The sequence below is a fragment of the Microbispora sp. CSR-4 genome (assembly GCF_008033685.1).
GTDB lineage: Bacteria > Actinomycetota > Actinomycetes > Streptosporangiales > Streptosporangiaceae > Microbispora.
Map to the genome: position 1 here is coordinate 81,575 of NZ_VJVX01000005.1, position 25,246 is coordinate 106,820.

Annotated in this window: 24 protein-coding genes; 17 read left to right on the forward strand and 7 right to left on the reverse strand. The window is 71.2% G+C overall.

Features of this window, described 5'->3' with window-relative positions; translation table 11 throughout:
• Nucleotides 1-8: 8 nt before the first annotated feature.
• Nucleotides 9-1,067 carry a 2-oxoacid:ferredoxin oxidoreductase subunit beta gene (locus FLV34_RS07215; protein WP_147942673.1) on the reverse strand — a complete coding sequence of 353 codons (1,059 nt, stop codon included), beginning with the start codon at nucleotides 1,065-1,067 and terminating at the stop codon, nucleotides 9-11.
• Nucleotides 1,060-2,907, reverse strand: coding sequence for a 2-oxoacid:acceptor oxidoreductase subunit alpha (locus FLV34_RS07220; protein ID WP_142648053.1), 1,848 nt, complete (start codon nucleotides 2,905-2,907; stop codon nucleotides 1,060-1,062). Before FLV34_RS07220 ends, FLV34_RS07215 begins: the two co-directional genes overlap by 8 nt.
• Nucleotides 2,908-3,272: 365 nt before the next feature.
• Between FLV34_RS07220 and FLV34_RS07225 the strand changes: the two genes are divergently transcribed.
• From FLV34_RS07225 to nuoH, 4 genes are all read left to right on the forward strand, one after another.
• Nucleotides 3,273-3,644: an NADH-quinone oxidoreductase subunit A gene (locus FLV34_RS07225; protein WP_142648054.1), complete on the forward strand. Its 372-nt coding sequence runs from the start codon at nucleotides 3,273-3,275 to the stop codon at nucleotides 3,642-3,644.
• Nucleotides 3,645-3,753: 109 nt separating this feature from the next.
• The gene (locus FLV34_RS07230; RefSeq protein ID WP_240971466.1) at nucleotides 3,754-4,209 is read left to right on the forward strand and encodes an NADH-quinone oxidoreductase subunit B; all 456 of its coding nucleotides are present in this window, start codon (nucleotides 3,754-3,756) and stop codon (nucleotides 4,207-4,209) included.
• Entirely contained in the window at nucleotides 4,206-4,736 is a 531-nt protein-coding gene (locus FLV34_RS07235) for an NADH-quinone oxidoreductase subunit C (protein WP_142648056.1), read from the forward strand. Before FLV34_RS07230 ends, FLV34_RS07235 begins: the two co-directional genes overlap by 4 nt.
• Nucleotides 4,737-4,746: 10 nt before the next feature.
• The gene (gene nuoH / locus FLV34_RS07240) at nucleotides 4,747-5,700 is read left to right on the forward strand and encodes an NADH-quinone oxidoreductase subunit NuoH (protein ID WP_142648057.1); all 954 of its coding nucleotides are present in this window, start codon (nucleotides 4,747-4,749) and stop codon (nucleotides 5,698-5,700) included.
• 9 nt (nucleotides 5,701-5,709) lie between these two features.
• Here the strand turns inward: nuoH and FLV34_RS07245 are convergent, their stop codons facing one another.
• The 4 genes from FLV34_RS07245 to FLV34_RS07260 form a co-directional block, all read right to left on the reverse strand.
• Nucleotides 5,710-6,042, reverse strand: a complete 333-nt coding sequence (locus tag FLV34_RS07245; RefSeq protein WP_147942674.1) for a hypothetical protein — start codon at nucleotides 6,040-6,042, stop codon at nucleotides 5,710-5,712.
• On the reverse strand, nucleotides 6,039-7,877 hold the full coding sequence (locus FLV34_RS07250; RefSeq protein WP_147942675.1) for a hypothetical protein: 1,839 nt from the start codon (nucleotides 7,875-7,877) through the stop codon (nucleotides 6,039-6,041). Before FLV34_RS07250 ends, FLV34_RS07245 begins: the two co-directional genes overlap by 4 nt.
• Before the next feature lie 168 nt (nucleotides 7,878-8,045).
• Nucleotides 8,046-8,306, reverse strand: a complete 261-nt coding sequence (locus FLV34_RS07255) for a hypothetical protein (RefSeq protein WP_147942676.1) — start codon at nucleotides 8,304-8,306, stop codon at nucleotides 8,046-8,048.
• 98 nt (nucleotides 8,307-8,404) lie between these two features.
• Nucleotides 8,405-9,058 (reverse strand): helix-hairpin-helix domain-containing protein, encoded by a 654-nt coding sequence (locus FLV34_RS07260; RefSeq protein ID WP_185949109.1) that lies wholly within the window; start codon nucleotides 9,056-9,058, stop codon nucleotides 8,405-8,407.
• Nucleotides 9,059-9,676: 618 nt separating this feature from the next.
• On the opposite strand from FLV34_RS07260, the gene FLV34_RS07265 reads away from it, so the two are divergent.
• The 13 genes from FLV34_RS07265 (at nucleotide 9,677) to FLV34_RS07330 (ending at nucleotide 24,654) form a co-directional block, all read left to right on the forward strand.
• Nucleotides 9,677-10,429, forward strand: a complete 753-nt coding sequence (locus FLV34_RS07265) for a 4Fe-4S binding protein (RefSeq protein ID WP_261985688.1) — start codon at nucleotides 9,677-9,679, stop codon at nucleotides 10,427-10,429.
• On the forward strand, nucleotides 10,426-10,965 hold the full coding sequence (locus FLV34_RS07270) for an NADH-quinone oxidoreductase subunit J (RefSeq protein WP_142619755.1): 540 nt from the start codon (nucleotides 10,426-10,428) through the stop codon (nucleotides 10,963-10,965). Before FLV34_RS07265 ends, FLV34_RS07270 begins: the two co-directional genes overlap by 4 nt.
• A 53-nt stretch (nucleotides 10,966-11,018) precedes the next feature.
• Nucleotides 11,019-11,372 carry an NADH-quinone oxidoreductase subunit NuoK gene (nuoK, locus tag FLV34_RS07275; protein WP_147942678.1) on the forward strand — a complete coding sequence of 118 codons (354 nt, stop codon included), beginning with the start codon at nucleotides 11,019-11,021 and terminating at the stop codon, nucleotides 11,370-11,372.
• Nucleotides 11,369-13,294 carry an NADH-quinone oxidoreductase subunit L gene (locus tag FLV34_RS07280; RefSeq protein WP_147942679.1) on the forward strand — a complete coding sequence of 642 codons (1,926 nt, stop codon included), beginning with the start codon at nucleotides 11,369-11,371 and terminating at the stop codon, nucleotides 13,292-13,294. Before nuoK ends, FLV34_RS07280 begins: the two co-directional genes overlap by 4 nt.
• Nucleotides 13,295-13,312: 18 nt before the next feature.
• Nucleotides 13,313-13,531 carry a hypothetical protein gene (locus FLV34_RS07285; protein WP_147942680.1) on the forward strand — a complete coding sequence of 73 codons (219 nt, stop codon included), beginning with the start codon at nucleotides 13,313-13,315 and terminating at the stop codon, nucleotides 13,529-13,531.
• Between the two features lie 4 nt (nucleotides 13,532-13,535).
• Nucleotides 13,536-15,191: a NuoM family protein gene (locus FLV34_RS07290; RefSeq protein ID WP_147942681.1), complete on the forward strand. Its 1,656-nt coding sequence runs from the start codon at nucleotides 13,536-13,538 to the stop codon at nucleotides 15,189-15,191.
• Entirely contained in the window at nucleotides 15,188-17,095 is a 1,908-nt protein-coding gene (locus tag FLV34_RS07300) for an NADH-quinone oxidoreductase subunit N (protein WP_261985690.1), read from the forward strand. The genes FLV34_RS07290 and FLV34_RS07300 overlap by 4 nt, the downstream gene beginning before the upstream one ends.
• A gap of 167 nt (nucleotides 17,096-17,262) precedes the next feature.
• Nucleotides 17,263-18,111: a M48 family metalloprotease gene (locus FLV34_RS07305; protein ID WP_142652288.1), complete on the forward strand. Its 849-nt coding sequence runs from the start codon at nucleotides 17,263-17,265 to the stop codon at nucleotides 18,109-18,111.
• Nucleotides 18,112-18,364: 253 nt separating this feature from the next.
• Nucleotides 18,365-20,017, forward strand: a complete 1,653-nt coding sequence (locus FLV34_RS07310) for an ABC transporter substrate-binding protein (RefSeq protein WP_142652286.1) — start codon at nucleotides 18,365-18,367, stop codon at nucleotides 20,015-20,017.
• Nucleotides 20,014-20,973 (forward strand): ABC transporter permease, encoded by a 960-nt coding sequence (locus FLV34_RS07315; RefSeq protein ID WP_168066591.1) that lies wholly within the window; start codon nucleotides 20,014-20,016, stop codon nucleotides 20,971-20,973. The genes FLV34_RS07310 and FLV34_RS07315 overlap by 4 nt, the downstream gene beginning before the upstream one ends.
• A 5-nt stretch (nucleotides 20,974-20,978) precedes the next feature.
• Nucleotides 20,979-21,809: an ABC transporter permease gene (locus tag FLV34_RS07320; RefSeq protein ID WP_147942682.1), complete on the forward strand. Its 831-nt coding sequence runs from the start codon at nucleotides 20,979-20,981 to the stop codon at nucleotides 21,807-21,809.
• Entirely contained in the window at nucleotides 21,806-23,584 is a 1,779-nt protein-coding gene (locus tag FLV34_RS07325; protein ID WP_142652282.1) for an ABC transporter ATP-binding protein, read from the forward strand. Before FLV34_RS07320 ends, FLV34_RS07325 begins: the two co-directional genes overlap by 4 nt.
• Before the next feature lie 8 nt (nucleotides 23,585-23,592).
• Nucleotides 23,593-24,654, forward strand: coding sequence for a peptidase C39 family protein (locus FLV34_RS07330; RefSeq protein ID WP_147942683.1), 1,062 nt, complete (start codon nucleotides 23,593-23,595; stop codon nucleotides 24,652-24,654).
• 4 nt (nucleotides 24,655-24,658) lie between these two features.
• Here FLV34_RS07330 and FLV34_RS07335 read toward each other — a convergent pair whose 3' ends face one another.
• The gene (locus FLV34_RS07335) at nucleotides 24,659-25,228 is read right to left on the reverse strand and encodes a helix-turn-helix domain-containing protein (RefSeq protein ID WP_142652278.1); all 570 of its coding nucleotides are present in this window, start codon (nucleotides 25,226-25,228) and stop codon (nucleotides 24,659-24,661) included.
• Nucleotides 25,229-25,246: the final 18 nt, after the last annotated feature.

Sequence of the window (25,246 nt, forward strand, 5' to 3'; positions counted from 1 at the left end):
CGCCCTGGTCACCTGATGGTCCAGGTGTCCCCGCCGTGCAGGAGGTCGGCGAGGCTGCCGGTGCCCTTCTCGGTGGTGGCCGTCTGGACCTGCTCGTTCAGCAGGTGGTCGTACGACGGCCGGTCGACCGAGCGGAAGACGCCGATCGGCACATGCTCGAACGCCGGCTCGTCCAGCCGCGACAGCGCGAACGCGAGCGACGGGTCGGGGTTGTGGGCGTCGTGCACGAGGATCTCGCTGTCGGCGACCTCGGCGCGGCGCACGACCTCGACGCCGCCCGTGGGCGACAGCCGTACGGCGCGCTCGTTGTCGCCGGTGCCGAACACGATCGGCTGCCCGTGTTCGAGCCGCAGGGTGATCTCGTCGCGGGTGCCGGGGTCCTTCAGCGTGTCGAAGGCGCCGTCGTTGAAGATGTTGCAGTTCTGGTAGATCTCCACCAGCGAGGCGCCCCGGTGCTCGGCGGCCTGGCGCAGCACGCTCTGCAGGTGCTTGCGGTCGCTGTCGATGGTCCGGGCGACGAACCCGGCCTCCGCGCCGAGCGCCAGCGAGATCGGGTTGAACGGCTTGTCCAGCGAGCCCATCGGCGTCGACTTGGTGATCTTGCCGATCTCGGAGGTCGGGGAGTACTGCCCCTTGGTCAGGCCGTAGATCCTGTTGTTGAACAGCAGGATGTTCAGGTTGACGTTGCGGCGCAGCGCGTGGATCAGGTGGTTGCCGCCGATCGACAGCGCGTCGCCGTCACCCGTGATCACCCACACCGACAGGTCGGGCCGTGAGGTGGCCAGGCCCGTCGCGATGGCCGGCGCCCGCCCGTGGATCGAGTGGAAGCCGTAGGTGTTCAGGTAGTACGGGAACCGCGAGGAGCAGCCGATGCCGGAGACGAAGACGATGTTCTCGCGCCTGAGCCCCAGCTCGGGCAGGAAGCTCTGCACCGCCGCCAGGATCGCGTAGTCACCGCAGCCCGGGCACCAGCGCACCTCCTGGTCGGACTTGAAGTCCTTCAGCGTCTGCTTGGCGTCCGTACGCGGGATCAGGGCCAGGCCCTTCCCGTTCAGGGTCTCAGTCACTTTCGATCACGTCCTGGATGACGGCGGCGAGTTCGGCGGCCTTGAAGGGGAGCCCGCGCACCCGGTTGTAGCTGATCACGTCGACCAGATAACGGGCCCGCAGCAGCATGGCGAGCTGACCGAGGTTGATCTCCGGCAGCAGCACCTTGTCGTAGGAGCGCAGCACCTCGCCGGTGTTGGCGGGCAGCGGGTTGAGGTGCCGCAGGTGCGCCTGGGCCACCTTGTGCCCCGCCGCGCGCACCCGGCGGGCCGCCGCCGCGATCGGCCCGTACGTCGAGCCCCAGCCGAGCACGAGCACCCGGGCGTCGCCGTCGGGGTCGTCGACCGTCAGGTCGGGCACGTCGATGCCGTCGATCTTGGCCTGACGCAGCCGCACCATCTTGTCGTGGTTGTTCGGATCGTAGGAGATGTTGCCGGTGCCGTCGGCCTTCTCGATGCCGCCGATCCGGTGCTCCAGCCCCGCCGTGCCGGGCACCGCCCACGGGCGGGCCAGCGTCTCGGGGTCACGCCGATAAGGCAGGTAGGTCGTGCCGTCGTCGCCGTTCGGCTCGGTGGTGAACCGCACCGAGATGTCCGGCAACTCGTCGAGGTCCGGGATGCGCCAGGGCTCCGAGCCGTTGGCCAGGTAGCCGTCCGACAGCAGCATGACCGGCGTGCGGTACTTCAGCGCGATCCGCGCCGCCTCGATCGCCATCGTGAAGCAGTCCGACGGGGTGGCCGCCGCCAGCACCGGCACCGGCGACTCGCCGTTGCGGCCGTACATCGCCATCAGCAGGTCGGTCTGCTCGGTCTTGGTCGGCATGCCCGTCGAGGGCCCGGCCCGCTGCACGTCCACGATGATCAGCGGCAGCTCGGTGGTCACCGCGAGGCCCACGGTCTCGGCCTTGAGCGCGATGCCCGGGCCGGAGGTCGTGGTCACGCCGAGCGACCCGCCGAAGGCCGCGCCGAGGGCGGCGCCCACGCCGGCGATCTCGTCCTCGGCCTGGAACGTGCGGATCCCGAACCGCTTGTGCTTGGACAGCTCGTGCAGGATGTCGGACGCCGGGGTGATCGGGTAGGACCCGAGGAACAGCGGCAGCTTCGACTGCACCGACGCCGCGATCAGCCCGTACGCCAGGGCCTGGTTGCCGGAGATGTTCCGGTAGGTGCCAGGGCGGAGCGTGGCCGGCTTGATCTCGTACGACACCGAGAAGGACTCGGTGGTCTCGCCGTAGTTCCAGCCCGCCTGGAAGGCCGCGATGTTCGCCTTGGCGATCTCCGGCTTCTTGGCGAACTTGGCCTCCAGGAACTGGATCGTCCCCTCGGTCGGCCGGTGGTAGAGCCACGACAGCAGACCGAGCGCGAACATGTTCTTGGCCCGCTCGGCGTCCTTCTTGGAGATGTCGAAGCCCTCGAGCGCCTTGACCGTCAGCGAGGTCAGCGGCACCGCGTGCAGGCGCCACTCGGCCAGCGAGTCGTCTTCGAGCGGGTTGCCGTCGTAGCCCACCTTGGACAGGTTGCGCTTGGTGAACTCGTCGGTGTTCGCGATGATGTCGGCGCCCTTGGGGAGATCCCCGAGGTTCGCCTTCAACGCGGCGGGGTTCATGGCGACGAGCACGTTGGGCGCGTCGCCGGGGGTCAGGATGTCGTGGTCGGCGAAGTGCAACTGGAAGCTCGACACCCCGGGGAGGGTGCCGGCGGGAGCGCGGATCTCCGCCGGGAAGTTGGGGAGCGTCGACAGGTCGTTGCCGAACTGGGCCGTCTCCGCCGTGAACCGATCACCGGTGAGCTGCATTCCGTCGCCGGAGTCACCCGCGAACCGGATGATCACGCGGTCGAGTTGCTGAACCTGCTTGGTCACAGCTCCTCAGTCCTCCTTGACGCGCCCAGGGCTGCCTGCTGGTGGCACGTTGTCATGTCCATGCTAGATCCATCGGGGTCACGCTGGTTTTTCGCAGATGCGCACTCTTGGTGCGTCTGCCGGGACTTTCCGCACCTGTGGCGCGTTCCCGTGGTGCCTCGGCCGCCGGGGGCGGCGCACCGTCAGCTTCGCGAACCATCCGGACGACACAGGCCCGACGCGAGCCGGCACAGGTCCAGGTGCAGACGGGCGACGAGCTTGATTCGGGTCACGATCCTCAACTATATGCGGGGCACTCGGATGTGACCGTCAGGTGTTCAGCCCTTGAGACCGTGCCGGGGTTATCCTCGAGACCGGGAGGCGGTATGAGTGGATACTTCGGCTCCTATGTCGTGGTCGTCGTCCTCTTCCTCGTCGGCGTAGCGATCTTCGCGGGCGGTTTGTTCGTGAACCGCATGTTACGTCCCAGCCGGCCGACCCCCGAGAAGCTCACGACGTACGAGTGCGGGGTCGATCCCGTGGGCGAGGGCTGGGCGCAGTCGCAGATCCGCTACTACGTCTTCACGTACCTCTACGTGGTCTTCGCCGTCGACGCCGTGTTCCTCTTCCCCTGGGCGACCGTCTTCGCCGCCCCCGGATACGGCATGACGACCCTGGTGGAGATGTTCGTCTTCCTCGCGTTCATCGCGCTCGGCATCCTTTACGCCTGGCGCAAGAGGGTGCTGGCCTGGACGTGACCCGACCGGCCCGGGGGAGGACAATGGACGGCATGGCGGTGACCGCATGCCCGTGAACGATCTCCCGATGCCCACGGTGGGGCCGGCGTCCAGGCTGGCGCCCAAACCGATGAAGTTCGTGCTGAACTGGGGCCGGCGCTACTCGTTGTGGGTCTTCAACTTCGGGCTGGCCTGCTGCGCCATCGAGTTCATCGCCACGTCGATGAGCAGGCACGACTTCATCCGCTTCGGGGTGATCCCGTTCGCCAACGGCCCCCGGCAGGCCGACCTCATGATCGTGTCGGGCACGGTGACGGACAAGATGGCCCCCGCCGTACGCCGGCTGTACGAGCAGATGCCCGACCCCAAGTACGTCATCTCGTTCGGCGCCTGCTCCAACTCGGGCGGGCCCTACTGGGACTCGTACTGCGTCACCAAGGGCGTGGACCAGATCATCCCCGTGGACGTGTACGTCCCCGGGTGCCCGCCCCGCCCCGAGGCGCTGCTCCACGGGATCATGAAGCTCCAGGAGAAGATCGCGGGCGAGACGCTCGAAGACCGCTACCCGCCGGAGGCGGACGCATGAGCGCCGGCGCCGTTCGCGAGCGGTACGGCTCGCGCGTCACCGACTCCTTCGGCCAGGACGTGCTCGACGTGGACCCCGGCGAGTGGACCGACGCGCTGGCGTTCGCGCGCTCGGCCGGGTTCGAGTTCTTCGACTGGCTGACCGCCGTGGACGAGCCGCCCGAGGCGTTCGCCGTCGTGGCCCACGTGTTCGACCCGGTCGCGTTCGCCCACCTGCTCGTACGCACCCGGGTGCCGCGCGCGGACCCCCGCCTGCCGACCGCCACCGGCGTCTTCCGCGGGGCGAACTGGCACGAACGCGAGACGTACGAGATGTTCGGCGTCGTCTTCGACGGCCACCCGGACCTGCGTCCGCTGCTGCTGCCGGACGGCTTCGAGGGCCACCCGCTGCGCAAGGACTTCGTGCTGGCCGCCCGGGTCGCCAAGGCATGGCCCGGGGCCAAGGAGCCGGGGGAGTCCGACCACGGCTCGCCGAGCCGCCGCAGGATGCTGCCGCCGGGGGTGCCACCCGACTGGGCCTCCGGGTGAGAGGGGCGTCATGGCCGAGGTGCTCGACATAGCGGTCCGGCTGGTCGTCGTGGTTGCGGCGTTCCTGCTGCTGCCGCTGATCGTCGGGCAGATGGAGCACAAGGCCATGGCCCACATGCAGTCCCGCCTCGGGCCGATGTACGCCGGTGGTTTCCACGGGTGGGCGCAGCTCCTCGCGGACGGCGTGAAGTTCGCCCAGAAGGAGGACGTCATCCCGGCCGCCGCCGACCGGCGGGTCTTCGCGATCGCCCCCGCGGTGGCGCTCGTGCCGTACCTCGTCGTGATGGTCGTGATCCCGGTCGGCCCCGGGCTCGCGGCCGTGGACCTCGACGCCGGGCTGTTCTTCGTGCTGGCGGTCATGGGCGTCGGCGTGCTCGGTGCGATCATGGCCGGGTGGGCCTCGGCCAACAAATACAGCGTGCTCGGCGGCATCCGGGCCGCCGCCCAGCTCATGTCGTACGAGCTGCCGCTGGTGCTCGCCGCCTCCAGCGTGGCGATGGCCGCGGGCACCCTGTCTCTCCAGGGCATCGCCGAGCAGTGGCGCTGGTGGTGGCTGCCCTGGCAGGCGATCGGGGCCTTCGTGTTCTTCGTCGCCGGCCTGGCCGAGCTGCGCCGGCCGCCGTTCGACATGCCGATCGCGGAATCCGAGATCATCATGGGCCCGATGACCGAATATGCCGGGTTCCGCTTCGCCCTGTTCATGCTGGCCGAGTACGCCGGGATCGTGGTGCTCTCCGCGCTGACGACCGTGCTGTTCCTCGGCGGCTGGCAGGGCCCTCTCCTGCCCGGCCCGGTGTGGACGTTGGTGAAGGTCTTCGCCCTGGCCTTCGTCGTCATCTGGGTGCGTGTCAGCTATCCCCGGATGCGCGAGGACCAGCTGCAGAAGTTCGCCTGGACCGTCCTGGTGCCCCTCGCTCTCCTCCAACTCGCCCTCACCGGAGTCGTACGGGTCCTCACCGCCTGAGCTGCGTGCTCACAACGGACACCTCCACCCCGGCCACCCCGCCGTCGCCTCGTCCTCCCACGCCTGCAACGTCTTGCCCGCATAAATGGTGTCTCCGTGATCGCTCCGCCATGTCACGAGTTCGGCGCCGGGCCGCACCTTCTTGTCCCTCAGCCACGGCTGGTGTGAGAGGTGTGCGGGCGGGACTTCGCCGTGATCGACAAGACATTGCACCACCGCCACGAGCGCCGCGTCGCGTCTCGTCACTTCGTCATCAGCGGGAGGAGACCGTCTTTCTTCGGTGCATCCGGCGAGCAGGACGAGGAGGCACATCGTGATCACCGCAAGATTCTTCGCTTTCACTGCTGCATCCTCATGGCGGTCTGCGCCTCCGTTATCCAGTCTGTGAGCGACCTTCCCGCGTACCGAGTGTCGGCGTGCAGACTGATCCAGTCGACCAGGGCTGCATTGGGGATGACTCGCCCGTTGCTGACCCAGCTCGCATTCGGCCGCGGATGCACTGCCCCTGCGTCGACAAGTCCCTGCACTACGGGTACCTCCACCTGGAAGACCTGATGGCGGGATGCATCCATATTGGCTTTGAGGGCTTTCAGCGCATGTCCTGTGTCGAATGCTTCGTTGAGTGCAGGCGTACCAAGAGCGGTGAAGATCTGCGCCATCGTTCCTGGGCCGAAAGGGTTGGAGAAGCTGAGGGCACCGAATCCTCCGCTTGCGGTCGCGAGTAGCATCTGGTTCTTGGCGGCCTCCTCATCCACGCGTAGCTCGCCCTCGAAGTGATGAGTGTTCTCCACCCGCTGGATCAACCCGAAGAGGCCGCCCATTTCCCTGAGGTAGTTCCGGTCGGAAGGGTCGTGGATGGTAGCCGCGACGGCGACGCTCACGCGAGAGGCCATCAAACCCTTGAACGCGCCGAACTCCTCGGGCTTCTGCAGCGCCTGCGTGAAGAACCCCTCAAGCTCGTCGAGCTTGTTGATGGGCACCCAGGGGTTGGTGCTCTTGTTGCCCTGCTGCAGCGCGCCGGAGGCGAAATTGTGATTCACCGACTGCGCGAAGTCGGGAAGATAGCGGCCTGCAACGTATAGCAGGGAACCGCGGATCTCCTCGGGCAGATGGGTTCCCGGGTGGAGTTTGGAGAATTCGGCGGTGGCTTGGTCGATGTGGACGACGGACCAGGCGGATTCCTTGGCGTCGGCGGAGGTGCCGCGTTCCGCGGAGACGGCCGCCTTGAGGAAGGCCGCAGTGGGCGCGGAGAGGTCCACCTGGCCGATGGGCGGAAGCACGCCGCCCGGGTGCACGTATGAGCTCAGGAAGGGCCCCGGGTCGTAGCCGGGGGTGTGCCAGGAATCGCTGACGAGCATGCGGGCGTACTTCAGGCCGGTGGTCTGATCGCCCAGCACGTGGCGGGCGGCCATGCCGTTCTCCGCGGCCCGCTGGAGGACGGCCCCCACGGCGTCGTACTCCGCCATGAGCCGCTGGTGGCGTGACGCGTCGGCGTCGGTCTCCAGCGGGCCTCGGGCGGGCGGCCAGATCGTCTTGCCGGCGGCGCGGGCGTCGAGCATGGCGCGGGTCAGGTCGGCCAGGAAGCGGGAGTCCCATGACCTGCCCTCGGGGCCGTACTTCACCAGCATGCCGACCGACCAGGGGTCGGAGTTCGCGGTGAGGGCGGCGCGGGTCGCGTCGGGCAGCAACGGGCGGCGGTCCTTGCCCGTGCCGACGCGCATCTGGCCGGCGGCGGCCAGGGACGCCCCGAGGGCCCGCAGCACGCTCACGCTCTCCGCGCTGAACAGCGCACTTCCCGTTCGTTCGTACAGCGCGCGGGCGGCGCGCAGTGCGAGCGGCCCGGCCCCGGCCCAGAAGGCCGCCTGGTAGTCCTCGTCGGCGAGGTGCCGCTGCAGGCTCTCCGGCAGTCCCAGGAGGGCGGTGCGGGCCTCCTCGGGGTTCTTGGCCGCGAGGGCGGCGGCCAGCGTCTCCGCGTCGCGTTTGCCCTGGTTTCCGCTCTGTCCCGTGGCCTCCCAGTCGAGCCGTACGCTGGGCGGCCGGTCCAAGGTGAGGCCGGGGACGCCGGGCGCGCGGCTCAGCGCGCTCCAGCCCTGCTCCCTCGCCAGCTCGTACGCCCTGGTCGTGCGGGCGTCCATGTCGCGTACGTCGTCGAGCGCGGCGGCGATGAGGCCGGGCAATGAGGTGACCGCGACTTCGCTTCCCTATTTCTGCATTTTCTGCTGTATGAGGGGGCTATGCCGGGCCAGCAGTTCGTGTAGCCGTTCGAGCCTTTTCGTGAGTTCCTTGAGATTATCGGGATCGACTCCGACGAAGTCCCCCACGGCGATCCTTCCCGGTGCGGCGGCCTACGAGGCGGCTTTGCGGCGCTCCGCCTCCTCCACACGGGCGATCAGGCGCGGCTGCTCGGCGAGCACGGCGTCGAAGAGCCTGGTGAGCTGGGTCTTCCGGGCGTTCCAGCCGGCGGCCCAGCGGTCGGCCGCAGGGCCCTGCCGGGTGTGGTCGCCGAACATGGCCGGGACGGCGGTGAGCGCCTGGAGGATCTCCCGTACGGCGGTCGCGGCCGCGGCCATGTCCGCCCTGCATTCGACGATCTCGGATGACGTCACCGGCCCTCCCGTTTCTCACGCTGACGCACCGTAAGCCTAAGGAAACACCGATCGCTCAGCCAGGGATATGCGCGACGACAATCGGGATTGCCGAATAACTATGGGAGGAAAATGCCATATTCGGCCACATCGGAGGTGAGGTGCGGGGGCAGGGAGGCGGCGGCCGAGACGTCCTCGGCCGAGACGAAGCCGCCGACCTCGTCGCGTACGCGCACGATCTGCTCGGCGAGCGCGGGCGTCAGGCCGGGCAGGTTCGCGATCACCACAGCGGGGGCGTGGTTGACGTCGATCAGGCCGCCGTCGTCGTATTGGCGGGGCAGGTCGGGCCGCCCGATCCGCAGCTCGCGCGCCATGACCGGATCGCGTTCCGCCAGCTCCCTGGCCTGCTGCCGTAGGGAGCGGCGGTGCTGCGCGACCGCGATCGCCTGCTCGTTCGCGGTCCCGTACGGCCGGACGTCGTCGAAGACCTGCCGCCTGACCGCGAGCGAGTGCACGGTGCCGACCAGCCAGGGACAGAGCATGCAGACGACCATGAAGAGGGACACCAGAGCCGGCTCCTGCGTGTCCGCGTACAGCTCGACCAGGTAGATCCAGGCACCGCTGGCAGTGGCGTATCCGGCGGCGGCGGCCCCGTACCACATGCTGCGCTTGCGGATGGCGGCGTACAGCATGCTGAAGGGCGTGCCGAAGCCGCAGGTGTAGAGCGGGGTGAGCGCCCACAGGTAGCTGGGGACGCTGGACGGCCGCTGCACGGGCGGCGGTGTCGGCGGGGGCGGCGGCGGCATCGGTGGTGGAGGAGGCGGCGGCACGGGCGAGTGCGCGTGCGGCTGTGCGGGTGGCGGCACGTGGGGATGCGCGTGCGGCTGTGCGGGTGGCGGCACGTGGGGATGTGCGGGCGGTGGCATGTGCGGCTGTGCGGGCGGCGCCGGATGGGCGCCGTGCGGGCCCGGCCACTGCTGCCCGTACGGTCCCGGCCCCCGATGCCGGTACGGGTTCTGCGGCCCCTGCCCGTGCGGTCCCTGCGGCCCCTGCCCGTGTGGCCCGTGAGGACCCTGCCCGTGAGGACCCTGCCCGTGCGGTCCTTGCCCCTGTGGGCCCTGCCCCTGCGGCCCCTGTGGTCGGTACGGCGGTTCTTGTGGCCCCCGTGGTCCGTGTTGCGGCCCGTGTGGTCCTTGCGGTCCGGGTGGGTAACCTCCCGGCCCCCCATAGCCGTTCATGGTCCAGACGATACGTATTTGTCGGGGTCCGCGCTGCCCCCTTCTCCCCACATCCTGTGGACAACCCTGGGGATGACGGTGTGGACGATGTGGAAAACAGCCCGGACGGAGTCACGCGTTCACGCGCCGCCGATAGTGCGCGATGATGAGCAGGTGGCGCACATTCCAGGAGAAGGGCTGGCCAAGGGTTTGGCCGTGACCATGCGGCACATGCTGCGGAAGTCCGACACGCAGCAGTACCCGGAGGTCCACCCCGACCTGCCCGCCCGCAGCCGGGGCGTGATCGCCCTGGTCGAGGAGAACTGCACCGTCTGCATGCTCTGCGCCCGCGAGTGCCCCGACTGGTGCATCTACATCGACTCCCACAAGGAGACCCTGCCGGCGCCCGAGGGTGGCCGCCCGCGCGCCCGCAACGTGCTCGACCGCTTCGCGATCGACTTCTCGCTGTGCATGTACTGCGGCATCTGCATCGAGGTGTGCCCCTTCGACGCGCTGTTCTGGTCGCCCGAGTTCGAGTACGCCGAGTACGACATCCGCGATCTTCTCCACGAGAAGGACAGGCTGGGCGAGTGGGCGGCCACCGTGCCGCCGCCACCGGCTCACGAGGTCGGCGCCGAGCCGCCGAAGGAACTGTCGGCCGCGTCCCGCCCGGCACCGGCCCGCCGTACGGCACCGCCCGCGCCGGCGAGGGGGCCCGCCGAGGGCACGCCAGCGGCCCAGGAGACCGCCCAGGAGACCGTGCGGGAACCGGCGGCGGAGCCCGCGAAGAGTGCGGAGAATCGCCCGCGTCGTGAGCCGCCCAGAGCCATGCGCGACATCCGCTCCATCCGGCCGCCGGGCTCGCTGCCCAAGAAGAACGGCCCGTCGTCACAGGAGAAGAAGGACGGGCCCGAGGGGGAGCGATGACCTCCCAGGCGCCGGGGTTGTGGCCGCCCTCGGGGCCTGAGATCGTCTTCCTGCTGCTCGGCGCCGTCGCCGTCGGCTCCGCCCTGCTGGTCGTCACGACCAGGCAGCTCGTTCATGCGGCGCTGTGGCTGGTCGTCTGCTTCGGCGCGCTCGCGGGCGGCTATCTGGTGCTGACCGCCGAGTTCGTCGCCTGGGTGCAGGTGCTGATCTACGTGGGCGCGGTCGTGGTGCTGCTGCTGTTCGGGATCATGCTGACCCGCGCGCCCATCGGGCCCTCGGCCGGCCTCGACTCCGGCAACCGGTGGGCCGCCGCGCTGGTCGCCGTCGCGACCGCCGCCGTGCTCGTCACCGTGGTGATCACCGGCTTCCGCTCGGCGTACGCACCGCTCCAGCCCGGGCAGGGGGCGGCCGAACCCCTGGGAGCGAGCGTCTTCCGCACCTGGGTGCTGCCGTTCGAGGCGCTGTCGGTGCTCCTGCTCGCCGCGCTGATCGGCGCGATCGTCCTGTCCCGTACGGACATCAGGGGGCGGGAATGACCCGGTTATCGGCCTTATCGAGCAGCCTGACGGCCCGGAGGCGGTGAGCGAGGATGCACGTCGTCTACCCGGTGGTGATCTCCGCCCTGTTGTTCTCCATCGGTGTGTACGGCGTGCTGGCCCGGCGCAACGCGATCCTCGTGCTGATGTCGGTCGAGCTGATGCTCAACGCGGTCAACCTCAACCTGGTGGCCTTCGACGTCTGGCTCAGGGACCGCCTGCACGGCGGACAGGTGCTGACGCTGTTCGTCATCGTGATCGCCGCGGCCGAGGTGGGCCTGGGGCTGGCGATCGTGCTGGCCGTCTTCCGTACCCGCCGGACCGTCGACGTCGACCGGTTGCGGGCGCTCGCCGAAGTCGTACGCGCGCCCGGCCCGGGGCGTCCGGATGAGGAGGACGCCTCGTGATCGTCGTCGTGGCTCTCATCGTCCTGCTGCCGTTCGCCGCCGCCGCGGCGGGGCTGCTGGCGACCCGCCTCGGCACTCGGAACCTGGGCGCCCGCGCGGAACGGGTGGCATACCGGCGGGCGGCCTGGTTCGCGATCGCCCCGGGCGCGGTGTCGGCGGCGCTGACGGTGTGGCTCGCCGCCGCCCTCGCGGGGAGAACGGGCGCGTCGGAAGGGCGCTTCTGGTCGGAACTGCTGCCCGGCCGGGTCGAGGGCACGCTGACGGTGGTCGAGACGGGGTCGGTGCCGATCTCCCTGACTCTGCGGGCCGACGGATTGTCAGTGCTCGCGGGCATCCTGGTCGTCGTGGTCGCGCTGGCGGTGCAGGTCTACTCGGTCGGGTACATGCGGGACGAACCCCGCTACCCGTCCTACAGCGCGTTCGTCAGCCTGTTCACCAGCGCCATGCTGCTGGTCGTCTACGCGGGGGACCTGATCGTCCTCTACGTCGGCTGGGAGGTCATGGGCCTGTGCTCCTACCTGCTCATCGGGCACTGGTGGGAAGACCGGGCCAACTCCCGGGCGGCGGTGAAGGCGTTCCTGGTCACCCGGCTCGGCGACGTCGGCTTCCTGTTCGGGATCTTCGTCCTCGGCACGGCGGCGGGCGGCTTCCGGATCGACGACGTGCTGCGCGCCGACATTCCCCAGGGCACGCTCATCGCCGCGACGCTGCTGCTGCTCGCCGGGGTCGCGGGCAAGAGCGCGCAGGCGCCGCTGCATACCTGGCTGCCCGACGCGATGGCCGGTCCCACCCCGATCAGCGCGCTCATCCACGCGGCCACGATGGTGGCGGCCGGGATCTTCGTCGTCGCCCGGCTCTATCCCGCCTTCCTCGCGGCGCCGCCCACGCTCGACGTGCTGGGCGTGGTCGCCGCCGTCGGCATGCTGGGCGCCGCCCTCGCCGCGCTCGCGCAGGACGACCTCAAGCGCGTGCTGGCCTACTCGACGATCAGCCAGCTCGCCTACATGGCCGCGGCGCTGGCCGCCGGGTCCGACCGGGCGGCGATGTTCCACCTGGTGTCGCACGGCGCGTTCAAAGCCCTGCTGTTCCTCTGCGCGGGCCTGGTGATCCACCACGTCGGGTCGAACCTGATCAGCCACATGGGCGGGCTGCGCCGCGCTCTTCCCGTGACGTTCTGGACGATGACCATCGGTTTCGCCGCGCTCGCCGGGCTGCCGCCCGCGAGCGGGTTCTTCAGCAAGGACGCGGTGCTCTCGGCCGTCGAGCACGGGACGGGACCGGCCCAGCCGTTCGCGTACGCGTCGGCGCTGCTGACCGTGGGGGTGACCGGGGCGTACGCCGCCCGGGCCTGGCTGCGCACGTTCTTCGGGCCCGCCCGGGTCGAGCCGCTCGCGGAGCCGTCGCCCGGTGTCGCCCACGTCTTCGACGGCCGGGAGGCGCCCCGGTCGATGCTGTGGCCGGCCGGTGTGCTGGCCGTGCCCGCCCTGCTGCTCGGCCTCGCCGGATCGGTGGCCGGGTCGGCGACCGGGTCGGCGACCGGAGTGGAGGTCGAGTGGGGGCCGGCGGCCGTCAGCCTCGCCGTCGCGCTGCTCGGCGCCGGGATCGTGTACGCCCTGTGGCGGGCCGCGCCCGAACAGGATCCGGCCCGGCTGCTCGGGCCGTTCCGGGTGCCGTGCGAGCGGGCCTTCTACGTGGACGCCGCGTACGCGGCACTGGTCGCCCGGCCCGTCCTGCGCCTGGCCAGGGTGGTGGTCCGTACGGACACACGGGTGGTGGACGGCGCGGTCCGCGGCTCCGGCCGGGCGACGCTCGGCCTGTCCGGCCTGGTGCGGCTCGCCCAGAACGGCAACGCACAGCTCTACGTCACCGGCCTGTTCGCCGGGCTCGTACTGATCGCGGTCGCGGCGGTGGTGCTGACATGACGCGGCGGATTCGAAACGGTGGCGCGCAGCTTCTTCGCGGTCACGCGCCGGCTCGGACACGCGGCGCGTGGCTTCTCCACGGCGGTGCGTGGCTTCTCCACGGCGGTGCGTGGCTTCCCCACGGCGGTGCGTGCCTTCTCCAGGGTGGCGCGCGGCTTGGGAACGGCGACGCAGGGTTTCCTGGCGGTGGCGCGTGGCTTCCCCGTGGTGGTGACACCGTGGTGGCGTTGGCGGTGACGACGTGAGCTGGTTGCCGATCGCACTCGTGGCCGTCCCCCTGCTGGGCGCCCTCGCCGCCTTCGTGCGGGCCGTACGGGACAGTGCGGTGGCCTGGGGGATCGCCGTCTCGGCGGCGGTGCTGGTCCTCGCCGCAGCGCTCGCCGCGGTCTTCGACTACGCCCGCCCCGCCGAGATGCAACTGCAGACCGATCAGCCCTGGATCCCCGGCCTCGGCCTGCGGTTCCACCTGGGCGTGGACGGCGTCTCGCTGCCGCTCGTCGTGCTGACCGCGCTGCTCACGTTCCTGTGCTTCGTCCACCTCGCGGGGCATCCGCCGGAGGGCGGCCGGACGGGTGGGCTGGTCGTCACGCTGCTCGTGCTCGAAGTCGGCATGCTCGGCACGTTCCTCGCCCTCGACCTGCTGCTGTTCTTCGTGTTCTTCGAGGTCGTGCTGGTCCCGATGTATTTCGTGATCGCCCTGTGGGGCGGCGCGGGCAGGCGGGTGGCGGCCGTGAAGTTCATCCTCTACACGCTGCTCGGCAGCGCGGTCCTTCTCATCGGCCTGCTCGTCGTCTGGACCCAGGCCGGCACGCTCGACATGGTCGCGCTGGCCGACCGCCACGGCTCGGGCATCGCCCGGTCGGCCCAGATTCTCGCGTTCCTCGCCATCGGTCTCGGCCTGGCGGTGAAGACGCCCATGTGGCCGCTGCACACCTGGCTGCCCGACGCGCACACCGAGGCGCCGACCGTCGGCTCGGTGCTGCTCGCGGGCGTGCTGCTCAAGATGGGTTCGTACGGCTTCGCCAGGATCGCGATCCCGGTGCTTCCCGAGGGCGCGGCGGCCCTGGCACCCTGGCTAGGCGCGTTCGCCGTGGCCGGCATCGCGTACGGATCGCTCGCCTGCCTCGCCCAGCGCGATCTCAAACGAATGATCGCCTACTCGTCCGTCGGCCACATGGGCTTCGTGCTGCTCGGATTCGCCTCGCTCACGCCGGTGGGCATGAACGGCGCACTGTTCGCCAACGTCGCCCACGGGCTGATCACCGGCCTGCTGTTCTTCCTCGCAGGAGCGGTCAAGGAGCGGTACGGCACGGCCGACATGGTCCGGCTCGGCGGCGGGATGCTGCGCCGCCTGCCGTACGTCGGGTCGCTGCTGACCTTCGCCTGCGTCGCCTCGCTGGGCCTGCCCGGCCTCGCCGGGTTCTGGGGGGAGATGCTCGCGCTGCTCGGCGCGTTCCGCCCGGCCGCAGGGCTCTCCCGGCCACTGTTCCTCGTGTTCATGGCCGTCGGAGGGCTCGGCACGGTGCTCACCGCGGCCTACTTCCTGGTCATGCTCTCGCGGGTGACGCACGGCCGGGCGGTCGAAACCGTCTCGCCCGCCGCGCCTCTCCAACCCGCGCCTCTCGAATCCGCTGCGCCTCTCGAACCTGCCGGGCCACTCGAATCGGCGCGGCCGGGTGCGACGGGTGCCGCAGGGGCGGCGGTCGGGGTGGACACTCGCGACGGGGCCGAGCCGGGCCAGGGGCGGCGGCGCTTCCGGGACGCCACGACCCACGAACTGGCCGCATGGCTTCCGCTGGTTGCGCTGATCATGCTGTTCGGCCTGTGGCCGAAGGCGCTGCTCGCCGTCACCACGCCCGCCGTGCAGTCGCTCCTCGGATCGGGGGCGGCTCCATGACGGGCGGCTCCATGACGGGCGGCTCCATGACGGGCGGCTCCATGACGGGCGGTGGCGTGTTGGGCGGCGTGTTCGGCGGTGGTGTGATGGACGGCGGCGTGATCCAGTCCATCGACTACGCCGCCGTTGCGGCGCCGCTGATCCTCGCGCTGGTGGCCGGGCTCGTGCTGCTGCTCGACGCGTTCCTGCCGGCCCGCCCCGGCGGGGCGCGGGTGCTCGGTCTCGTCACACTCGGCGGCATGGTCGCCGCCCTGGCGGTCGTGGCCGTTCAGGCCGCGAGCGGCGGCGCCCGGCGCACGTTCTGCGTCCCCGCCTCGCTCGGCGGGGCGTCCGCCCTGGGCCAGCCCGCGACGGGCCAGCCCGTGGCAGGCATGGCCGCAACGGGCCGGATCGCAGCGGGTCAGGCCGCCACGGACCAGATCGCAATGGGTCAATCCGCGCTGGGTCAATCCGCGCTGGGTCAATCCGCGCTGGGTCAATCCGCGCTGGGTCAGTCCGCGGCAGGTCAGGCCGCCATGGGCCGGGGCGTTGCGGCGTCGTGCTCGCTCGTTGCGGACCGCTTCTCCCTGCTCATCGCGGCGGTCGTGCTGGCGGCCGGGGTGGTCGTCGTGCTGCTGTCGATGACGGAGATCGCCACGGCACGCGACGCCGGGTCCGATAAGCGTGTCCCGGCGGGGGAGTGGCACTTCCTGCTCCTGGCCACGCTGACCGGGGCGGTGCTGCTGCCGGCCTCTCGCGATCTCATCATGCTGGTCGTGTCGCTGGAGCTGGTCTCGCTGCCGGTCTTCGCGCTGACCGCACTCAGACGCCACGACGGACGCGCCGCAGAGGCGGCCCTCAAGCTCTTCCTGGTCTCGGTGGTCTCCACCGCGATCACGCTTTTCGGCGTCTCGCTCCTCTACGGGGTGACCGGCTCGGTCCACCTCGACCGGATCGACGCCGCGCTGCGGACGGCGGGCGGCATGACCGGAGGCGCGGCCGGGGGAGTGACCGGGGACTCTATTGGGGACTCGATTGGGGACACAGCGGGAGACCTGGCCGGGGCCGCCGCCGGAGGAACCGCCGGGGACATGGCCCGGGTCGCGGTGGTGGCGATCGTGCTGGTGGCGGCGGGCTTCGCCTTCAAGATCGCCGCGGTGCCGTTCCACTTCTGGGCAGGAGACGTCTATCAGGGCGCCCCGGTCCCGGTCGCGGCGCTGCTGTCGGTGGTGTCCAAGGCGTCGGGCTTCGCCGGGCTGATCCTGCTGCTGACGTACGCGCTGCCGGGAAGGGCGGCGGTGTGGGCGCCGGGAGTGGCGGTCGTCGCCGCGCTGACGATGACGGCGGGCAACGTCCTCGCGATGCGGCAGCGTGCCGCCGTCCGGCTGCTGGCCTGGTCGTCGGTGGCGCAGTCGGGCTACATCCTCGCGCCGCTGGCCGTCTACGCCGTCGCCCCTCGCGCGGCGGTCGGCGCGTCGGTCGCCTATCTCGTCTTCTACGCCGCGATGAACCTGATCGCCTTCGCGGTGGTCCTGCTGGTGGCGCGGCTGCCCGGAGGCCAGGACCTGGAGGCATATCGGGGGCTGGCGCTGCGGAGCCCGGCGGCCGGGCTGTCCCTCGCCTTCGCCCTCGTCTGCCTGGCCGGGCTGCCGCCCGGGCTCGCCGGTCTGTTCGCGAAGATCGTCGTCTTCCGGGCGGTGGTGGACGGCGGGCTCGGCTGGCTGGCCCTCGTCATGGCGGCCAACACGGTGGTCGGGCTCTACTACTACATCGCCTGGACCGCCCGGCTGTTCGCGCCGCCCGCGGCGGGCGAGAGCCGTACGGTCTCGGCGAGGGCGGCGGCGGGTGCCGCGGTCGCCGTCACGGTCGCCGTCACCGTGGTCTTCTCCGTAGCCCCGCAGGTGGTGCTGTCCGTCACAGGGTGAGGCGCGTCACGGGGAACGTTCGTCCTGGCCGTGCGCGTTGGTAGGGCTGGACGCCCGAGCCGGACGTTCCGGCCCGACCCCGCGCTGGACACACCGAGCTGGACACACCGAGCCGGACGCCCGAGCCGGACGCCCGAGCCGGCCACACCGAACCGGGAGGAGGAGGCGTGCACCACAACCGCCTGCGCACCGCGGTCCTGCTGGGGACGCTGTCCGCGTCGCTCCTGGTCATCGGGGCCTGGCTGGGAGGCGGCATGGGCGTCCGGATCGCGTTCGTGGCCGCCCTCGTGGTCTGCGGCGTCGCCTACTTCTGCGCCGACAGGATCGCGCTGTCGGCCATGCGGGCCCGGCCCGTGGCGGAGGTGGAACAGCCGGCTCTCTATCGCGTCGTCCGCGAGCTGTGCACCGAGGCCCGCGCGCCGATGCCCCGCCTGTACGTGTCCCCGACGATGCAGCCCAACGCGTTCGCGACCGGGCGCAACCCGCGTGACGGCGTGGTGTGCGTGACACACGGCCTGCTCGGGCTGCTGGACGAGCGCGAGCTCAAGGGCGTGCTCGGCCACGAGCTGTCGCACATCCACAACCGCGACATCCTGATCTCCTCGGTCGCGGGTGCGCTCGCGACGATGATCACCTACTTCGGGTACGCCGGCCTGTTCTTCGGCTCGGACGACGACGAGGGCCCGGGGTTCCTCGGCGCCATCCTCGTGGTGATCCTCGGCCCGGTCGCGGCCACGATGATCCAGATGGCGATCGCGCGTTCCCGGGAGTTCGCGGCCGACGACGCGGGCGCACGGCTGACCGGCGACCCGCTGGCCCTCGCCTCCGCGCTCCGCAAGATCGAGATGGAGGTCCGCAGGCTGCCGCTCCCGGAGAACGGCAGGCTCGCCTCCGCCGGTCACATGATGATCGTCAATCCGTTCCGGGGCACCCGGATCGGCCGGCTGTTCGCCACCCACCCGCCGGTCGCCGAGCGGATCGCACGTCTGGAGCGGATGGCCGGCTACCGCCGCTGACACGAGCGAGCCATCCGTAACGCCGGGCGGCACCGCGGGGGGCTCGGCAGCGCGGAGCGGACGGTGGCGGGACGACGCCGTGGTAGTGAAGGTGCGCCGTGCGACGAGGAAGTTCCGCCACGACGAGGCCACGGCAAGATCTCTACACATTTGGTCGGGAAAAGGATGGAAGATCCGGCATTCCGTGGTGTTTACTGCTCCTATCCATTTGGGGCTAACTGGTAGACAAGCCAGGTCATAGGGAAGGCGCGCCATGGCAGAAACGGACGAGCGCGGCGTCCATACCCGCCGGGGATTCCTCAGGACGACGGTCACCGGCATGACCATGCTCACGGCCGCGGCGTTGCTGGAGGCCTGCGGCGCGGCGCCGTCTCCGTCGGCCGGCTCGAAGGCGTCGAGCGGAAGCGCCGCCGCCGGCACGGACACCGGCAAGGAGATCGAGGTGCTCCGGGTGTCGCTTCCCGGCTCGCTGTCGAACCTGTATCCCGGGCAGGAGTCGGGCATTCTCAACTACTACGTGGCCGGGATCTGCATGGAGGGGCTCGTCGGCGTCGACACCACGGGGAAAATCGTTCCCGCCCTGGCATCGGGCTTCGAGCGGACGTCGCCCACCACCTACGTCTACCGGCTCCGTCCGGACGCCCGGTTCCACGACGGCACCCCGGTGACCGCCGATGACGTGCTGCACTCGATCGCGATGGCGAGGGACGCCAAGGTCTCGCCCGCCACGGCCGCCTACTGGGCCAACCTGAAGAAGGCCGAGAAGACCGGTGACGCCGAGATCACCCTGACCGTCAAGGCCGCCGACGAGGCGTTCGCCTGGCTGCCGTCCAACGCCGACGCCCTGTGGATCGCCCCCAAGGCTGCGTGGGAGCGCGCGAAGAGCGGGTTCGGCACCCCGCAGGCGCTCCCCGTCGGGTCCGGGCCGTACACGGTGACCGGGTTCGTCCCCGACTCCTACGTCGAGTTCTCCCGGGCGGACACCTGGCACGGAACCCGGCCGAAGATCGCGAAGATCCGGTTCGAGTTCGTGCCGGACGACAACACGCGCCTGCTGGCGTGGCAGGCCGGCAAAGCCGACATGGCGCTCAACGTGCCGCTGGCCCAGTCGCGTCAATGGGAGGGCGCCTCTGCCACCCGGGTGGTCTACGCGCCCGATCGCTCCTACGCCGGGCTGACCTTCAACACGAAGACCGCGCCGTTCGACGACGTGCACGTCCGCAGGGCGGTCGCTCACGCGGTGAACCGCCAGGCGATCGTCGACAAGATCCTGCGCGGGCATGGTCAGGTCGCCACGGCGCTGTCCACGCCCGAGCAGTTCGGCGGGCTCTGGACGCCGCAGGAGGCGGCGCAGCGGCTCGCCGCCATCCCCCAGTACGCGTACGACCTGGAGAAGGCGAAGCAGGAGCTGGCGCAGTCGAAGGTGCCGAACGGGTTCAGTGCGAGCCTGTCCTACCCGAACACCGGCCCGCACCTGGGGACGGCCGCGCAGGCGTTCGCCGCCGACCTGGCCAAGATCGGCATCACGCTGGAGGTGAAGGAACTGCCGATCGAGCAGTGGCTGGCGGAGCTCAACGAGTTCCCGCCGCTGAGCTACATGTGGTACTTCAACACCACCGGCGACCCCGGTGAGCTCGCGACCTGGTTCCTCGGCGAGGCCAACCCCGCCAAGTACGCCAACGACGCGATCGCCGCCACGATGGCGAAGGCCGCCGCCGAGGCCGACCCGGCGAAGCGGGCCGGACTGCTGATCGAGGCGCAGACCACGCAGGCCGCCGACCTCGCGTACCTGCCGCTGTGGTGGGGCCAGGCGGCGACCGCGTTCGGCAGTGCGATCGGCGTCAGGGACTACACCTCCTACACCCTGCTGGCGGACTGGCCGCAGCAGGTCTACGCGGCGAAGTGAACCGCGCCGCCCTCGCCTTCGCGCTGCGCCGGGCCGCCGCCACGTTCGCGCTGCTGCTCGCGCTGTCGCTGCTGGTCTTCGCGCTGCTGTATCTCGCCCCCGGCGACGTCGCCCGCAACCTGCTGGGCACCCGCAACGTCACGCCGGAGGCCCTGGCCGGGATCCGCGCGCTGCACCACCTGGACGAGCCGTTCCTCGCGCAGTACTGGTGGTGGCTGTCCCACGCGATGACCGGCGACTTCGGCACGTCCATCCGTACGGGAGGGCAGGTCGGGCCGCTGCTGCTCGACCGGACCGGCATCACGGCGGCCACGGCCGGGCTGGCGTTCCTGCTGTCGGTCCTGGCCGGCGTCCCGGCCGGGATCGCCACCGCCGTACGCCGCGGGCGGCCGCTCGACCGGATGCTCGTGGCGGCTTCGGTCGTCGGCGTCAGCGCGCCCGGCTTCGCGGTCGGCCTGATCCTGCTGTACGTCTTCGCCCTGGGACTGGGCTGGTTTCCCGTCTACGGCACCGGCGAGGGGTTCCTCGACTCCCTCTGGCATCTCGTCCTCCCGGCGGTGGCGCTGGCGTTCGGGCTCGGCGCCTTCGTCGTGAAGCTGACCAGGGCGGCGGTCATCCGGGAGCTGGACCAGGACTACGTGACGTTCGCCCGGGCACGCGGCCTGTCCGAGCGACGGGTGCTGCGCCTCGTGCTGCGCAACGCGGCGATCCCCATCGTGACCAGCCTCGGCCTCATGGTGGCCTACCTGTTCGGCGGGACCGTGCTGATCGAGGTCACCTTCGCGCTGCCCGGCCTCGGCTCGCTGATGGAGGAGTCGGTGCTGTTCAAGGACATCCCGGTGGTGCAGGCGCTGACGCTCGTCGTCGCGCTGGTCGTGTCGGCGACCGCGCTCGCCGTGGATCTGTCCTACCTCGCGATCGACCCGCGCGTACGGGCCAGGGCGGTGCGGCGATGAGACCGATGAAGGCAAGGACGAAGAGCCGGCCGCCGGTGGTGGCGATCCTGTCCGCCGTCGTGCTCGCGGCCGTCGCGGTGTGCGCGGCGGGCCGGGAACTGCTCGCGCCGCACGCTCTCGACCAGGACGTTTACCTGGGCGTGGTCGGCGCGGGCGTCGAGGGCCACCTGTTCGGCACCGACCAGCTCGGCCGAGACATCCTGCAGCTGTCGCTCGCGGGCGCCCGCTCGGCTCTGGCCGGTCCGATCGTGGTCGCCGTGGGCTCGATGGTGATCGGGGTCCTGCTCGGGACCTTCGCGGGCTACCGGGGCGGGGTCGTGGACATGCTGGCCGGGCGCTACGCCGACCTGCTGCTGGCGCTGCCGTCCGTGCTGCTGGCCATCGTGGTCGCCGGACTCGTGGGGCGCGGCTACTGGATCACGGTCGCCGTGCTGATCGTGCTGTTCTCGCCGTCCGACGTGCGGCTCGTACGGGGCGCGGTGATGGAGCAGACACCCCGGCCGTACATCGAGTCGGCCAGGATCCTCGGCATCCGGCCGATGCGGATCATGTTCCGGCACATCGCGCCCAACATCGTGCCGATCGTGGTGGCCAACCTCCTGCTCAACGTGGCGTTCGCGCTGGTCGCGCTGTCATCGCTGTCGTATCTCGGGCTCGGCGTGCCGCCTGGGGCACCGGACTGGGGACGCCAGCTCGCCGACGGGCGCGCGTTGCTGGGCGACAATCCGCTGGCGGCGGTCGTGCCCGGTGTGCTGATCATCCTCACCGCCACGGCGGTGAACCTGCTCGGCGACTGGCTGTCCGAGCTGCTCGACCGCAGGGGGGTGGCCCGATGACACACGACCAGGTGACTCCGCTGCTCGACGCCCGCGACGTACGGGTGACCTCGGCGGCCGGCGTCCTCGTCGCGGGAGTCGACCTGACGGTGGCGCCGGGGGAGACGGTGGCGATCGTCGGCGAGTCCGGCTCGGGCAAGTCGATGACCGCCAGAGCGCTGACCGGCCTGCTGCCCGAGGGCGTGCACGCCACCGGACGGCTGGAGCTGTCCGGGCAGGCGTACGACCTGGCCGGGCGCACGCCCTGGCAGCGCATCAGGGGCTCGGAAATCGCGCTGCTGCTCCAGGACCCGTTCACCTCGCTCTCGCCGGTGCACCGCTGCGGCGAGCAGATCGGCTGGGCGCTGCCGCGCGCCGGCCGCGCCGCCGGAGTCGCCCGCCTGCTGGCCGAGGTGGGGCTGCCCGCCGAGACCGCCGGACGCTATCCCTTCCAGCTCTCCGGCGGGATGCGCCAGCGGGTGGCGATCGCCGCCGCGCTGGCCGCCGGTCCCGGCCTGCTGATCGCGGACGAGCCGACCACCGCCCTCGACGTGACGACCCAGCACGAGGTCCTGGAACTCGTCGCCGGGCTGCAGCGGGCGCGCCGGATGGGCCTCATCCTGATCACCCACGACCTGCGGCTCGCCCGGGCCAGGGCCGACCGGATCATGGTGATGTACGCCGGGCGGCTCGCCGAGGAGGGCCCGGCGGCCGACGTGATGGACCGGCCCGCGCACCCCTACACGGCCCGGCTGGCGGCCTGCGATCCGCCCGTCACCCACCGCCTGCCGGCGCTGCCGACGATCCCCGGCTCGGTGCCCCGGCCGTACGCGGTGAGCGGCGCCTGCGCGTTCGCGGACCGGTGTGATCTGGCGGCCGAGGCGTGCCGTACGGCCGAGCCGGCCCTGGCGGAGGTCGCCCATGGGCCGGGAAACAGCCGGCACCGGGTGGCGTGCGTGCGGCCCTCGGACGTGCGCCCGGTCGCCGTGTCCCTTCCCGCCGTGCCCCTGCCCGCCGTGCCCCTTCGTGAGGCTCCTCTCGCCGCGGCCGTTTCTCCGGAGGCGGGCCCGTCGTCCGCGCTGCTGACCGTACGCGGGCTGACCAAACGGTTCCCCGGTTCGGCGGCGCCGGCGCTCGACGGGGTCGACCTGGAGGTCGCGGCGGGGGAAGCGGTCGCGGTCGTCGGCGAGTCCGGCTCCGGGAAGACCACCCTCGCGCGGTGCGTGGTCGGCCTCGAACGGCCCGACGGAGGAAGCGTCGCGTTCGCCGGCCAGGCCACCGGCCCGAGGCGGGTGCAGTACGTGTTCCAGGACCCGTACTCGGCGCTGAACCCCGGCCTCACCGTCGGCGCCTCGCTGGCCGAGGCGCTCAGGGCGGCGGGCCGTCCTCGGTCGGAGGTGTCCGGCCTGCTCGATCTTGTCGGCCTGCCCGCGGCGTACGCCCGGCGCAGGCCCCGAGCGCTGTCCGGTGGTGAGCGTCAGCGCGTGGCGATCGCACGGGCACTCGCACCCGGAGCCGAGGTGCTGGTCTGCGACGAGCCCGTCTCCGCGCTCGACGTCTCGGTCCAGGCCCAGGTGCTCAACCTGCTGTCGGATCTGCGCCGCGACCTGGGCCTGACCCTGCTGTTCATCACCCACGACCTGGCCGTCGCGCGGCAGGTCGCCGACCGCGTGTACGTCATGCACCGCGGCCGGGTCGTCGAGGCCGGGCCGGTCGGCGACGTGCTCGGCGCCCCGGCCCACGAGTACACCCAACGGCTGCTGGCGTCCGTGCCGGCGGCGACCCGAGCGGAGTGAAGATCCTGATGACCGACCTACGCGTCGACGTGCTGCCCGTTACAGGGGACGTGGCCTCCGTCGCCGACGGACTCGACGCCGTGCCCGCCGGCCTGCTGAGCCGCTGGCGGCTCGCCGGCGGCGTGCAGGTGCGCACGCTCGTCACGGCCCGTACGCAGGACGGGACGCTGACCGGGGCCGCGTTCGAGGTGCACAGGCCGCTGACCGCGTACCGGAAGATCGTGGACGTGTGGGCGGACGATGACGCGGTCGCCGACGCGCTCGTCCGCGTGATCGAGGAGCGCGCCTGGCGAGAGGGCGCGGTGGCGGTCAAGCGCTGGTTCGCGGCGCGGGATGCCGCATGGGAACGCTCGCTGGGCCGGGGTTACCGGGAGGTACCGGTGCCCACCTGGGCGGGCCCGGTCGTCGGCCGCGCGGAAACGGGTCATGGTCAGGTGCGCTGGCGCGAGCGGCCGCCCGCGCGGGCGGTGCCGTACATGCGCCAGACCACCGACTTCACCTGCGGGCCGGTGGCGCTGCAGATGGCCCTGGCCGGGCTGGGGCTGGGGGGCGAGCCCTCCCGGGAAGAGGAGCTGCGGCTGTGGCGCGAGGCGACCACGGTGGCCGGCTGCGACCCCCTGGGCCTCGCGCTCGCTGCCGCGGGCCGGGGCGTCACCCCGGAGGTGCTGCTGTCCACCGAGGCCCCGACCCTGCTGGAGCTGTGCGATACGGACGAGGAGCGCGAGCTGCGGCGCTTCATCCAGACGGGGTTCCGCGCCGAGCTGTCCCGCCGGGGCATCGGCGTGGAGACCGTCGCCTTCGACCTCGACCGGCTCCGCGCGGTGGTCGAGGGCGGCGGAATGGCGCTCGTGCTGATCGAGCAGCTTGGCATGCACGAAGAAAGTTGCCCGCACTGGATCGCCGTCCACGGTGTGGACGGAGACGTCTTCCACGTCAACGATCCCTGGACGGACGCCCATCTGGGTGAGACCTACCTCGACGCGCTCGACCTGCCGCTGCCCGCCGCGACGCTGGACCGGCTCGCCTGGTATGGCCGGCCGAGCTACCGGAGCATGATCGCGCTCAGGTGACCCGTCAGTCGAAGGGCATGGAGACGAGCGTCAGCAGCCGGGCCGGCTCCGCACCGGTCCGGTAGCCGTGCTCGGCCTCGGCCGAGAACCGCACGGCGTCCCCTGCCTCAAGACTGACTTCGTACGTGGCGACCTCCAGGGTCACGGACCCGGACAGGACGTAGGCGAACTCCTCCGACCCCCGCCCGTGCGGCGCGCTCTCGTGGGCGTGCTCTGGTGGCAGCGGCGTTTCGTACAGCTCGAAGTGCCGCCGGTCGAGGGAGCTGAGCAGGGTGCGCGCCGCGCCGTCGCCGGCGCGGCGCAGCACCTGCGGTTCGTACAGTGGCGTCCTGGTGATGTCGGAGAAGGACAGGTCGAGCGCCTCGGCTAACCCCGCCAGCACCTCGACCGTGGGGTTGGCCAGGCCGCGCTCGATCTGCGACAGCAGCGCCTTGCTGAAGCCGGAGCGGTCCGCCAGGTCACGGATGCTGAGCCCACGCGTGTGCCGCGCGTGCCGCACGTTGCTCGCGATCGCCGCCCGCACCTGCTCCGAGAGCGCGCCCACCCGCCCATCACCCCCCTCGAAGTACGCCATTGTTCCACGAAGGGGGTG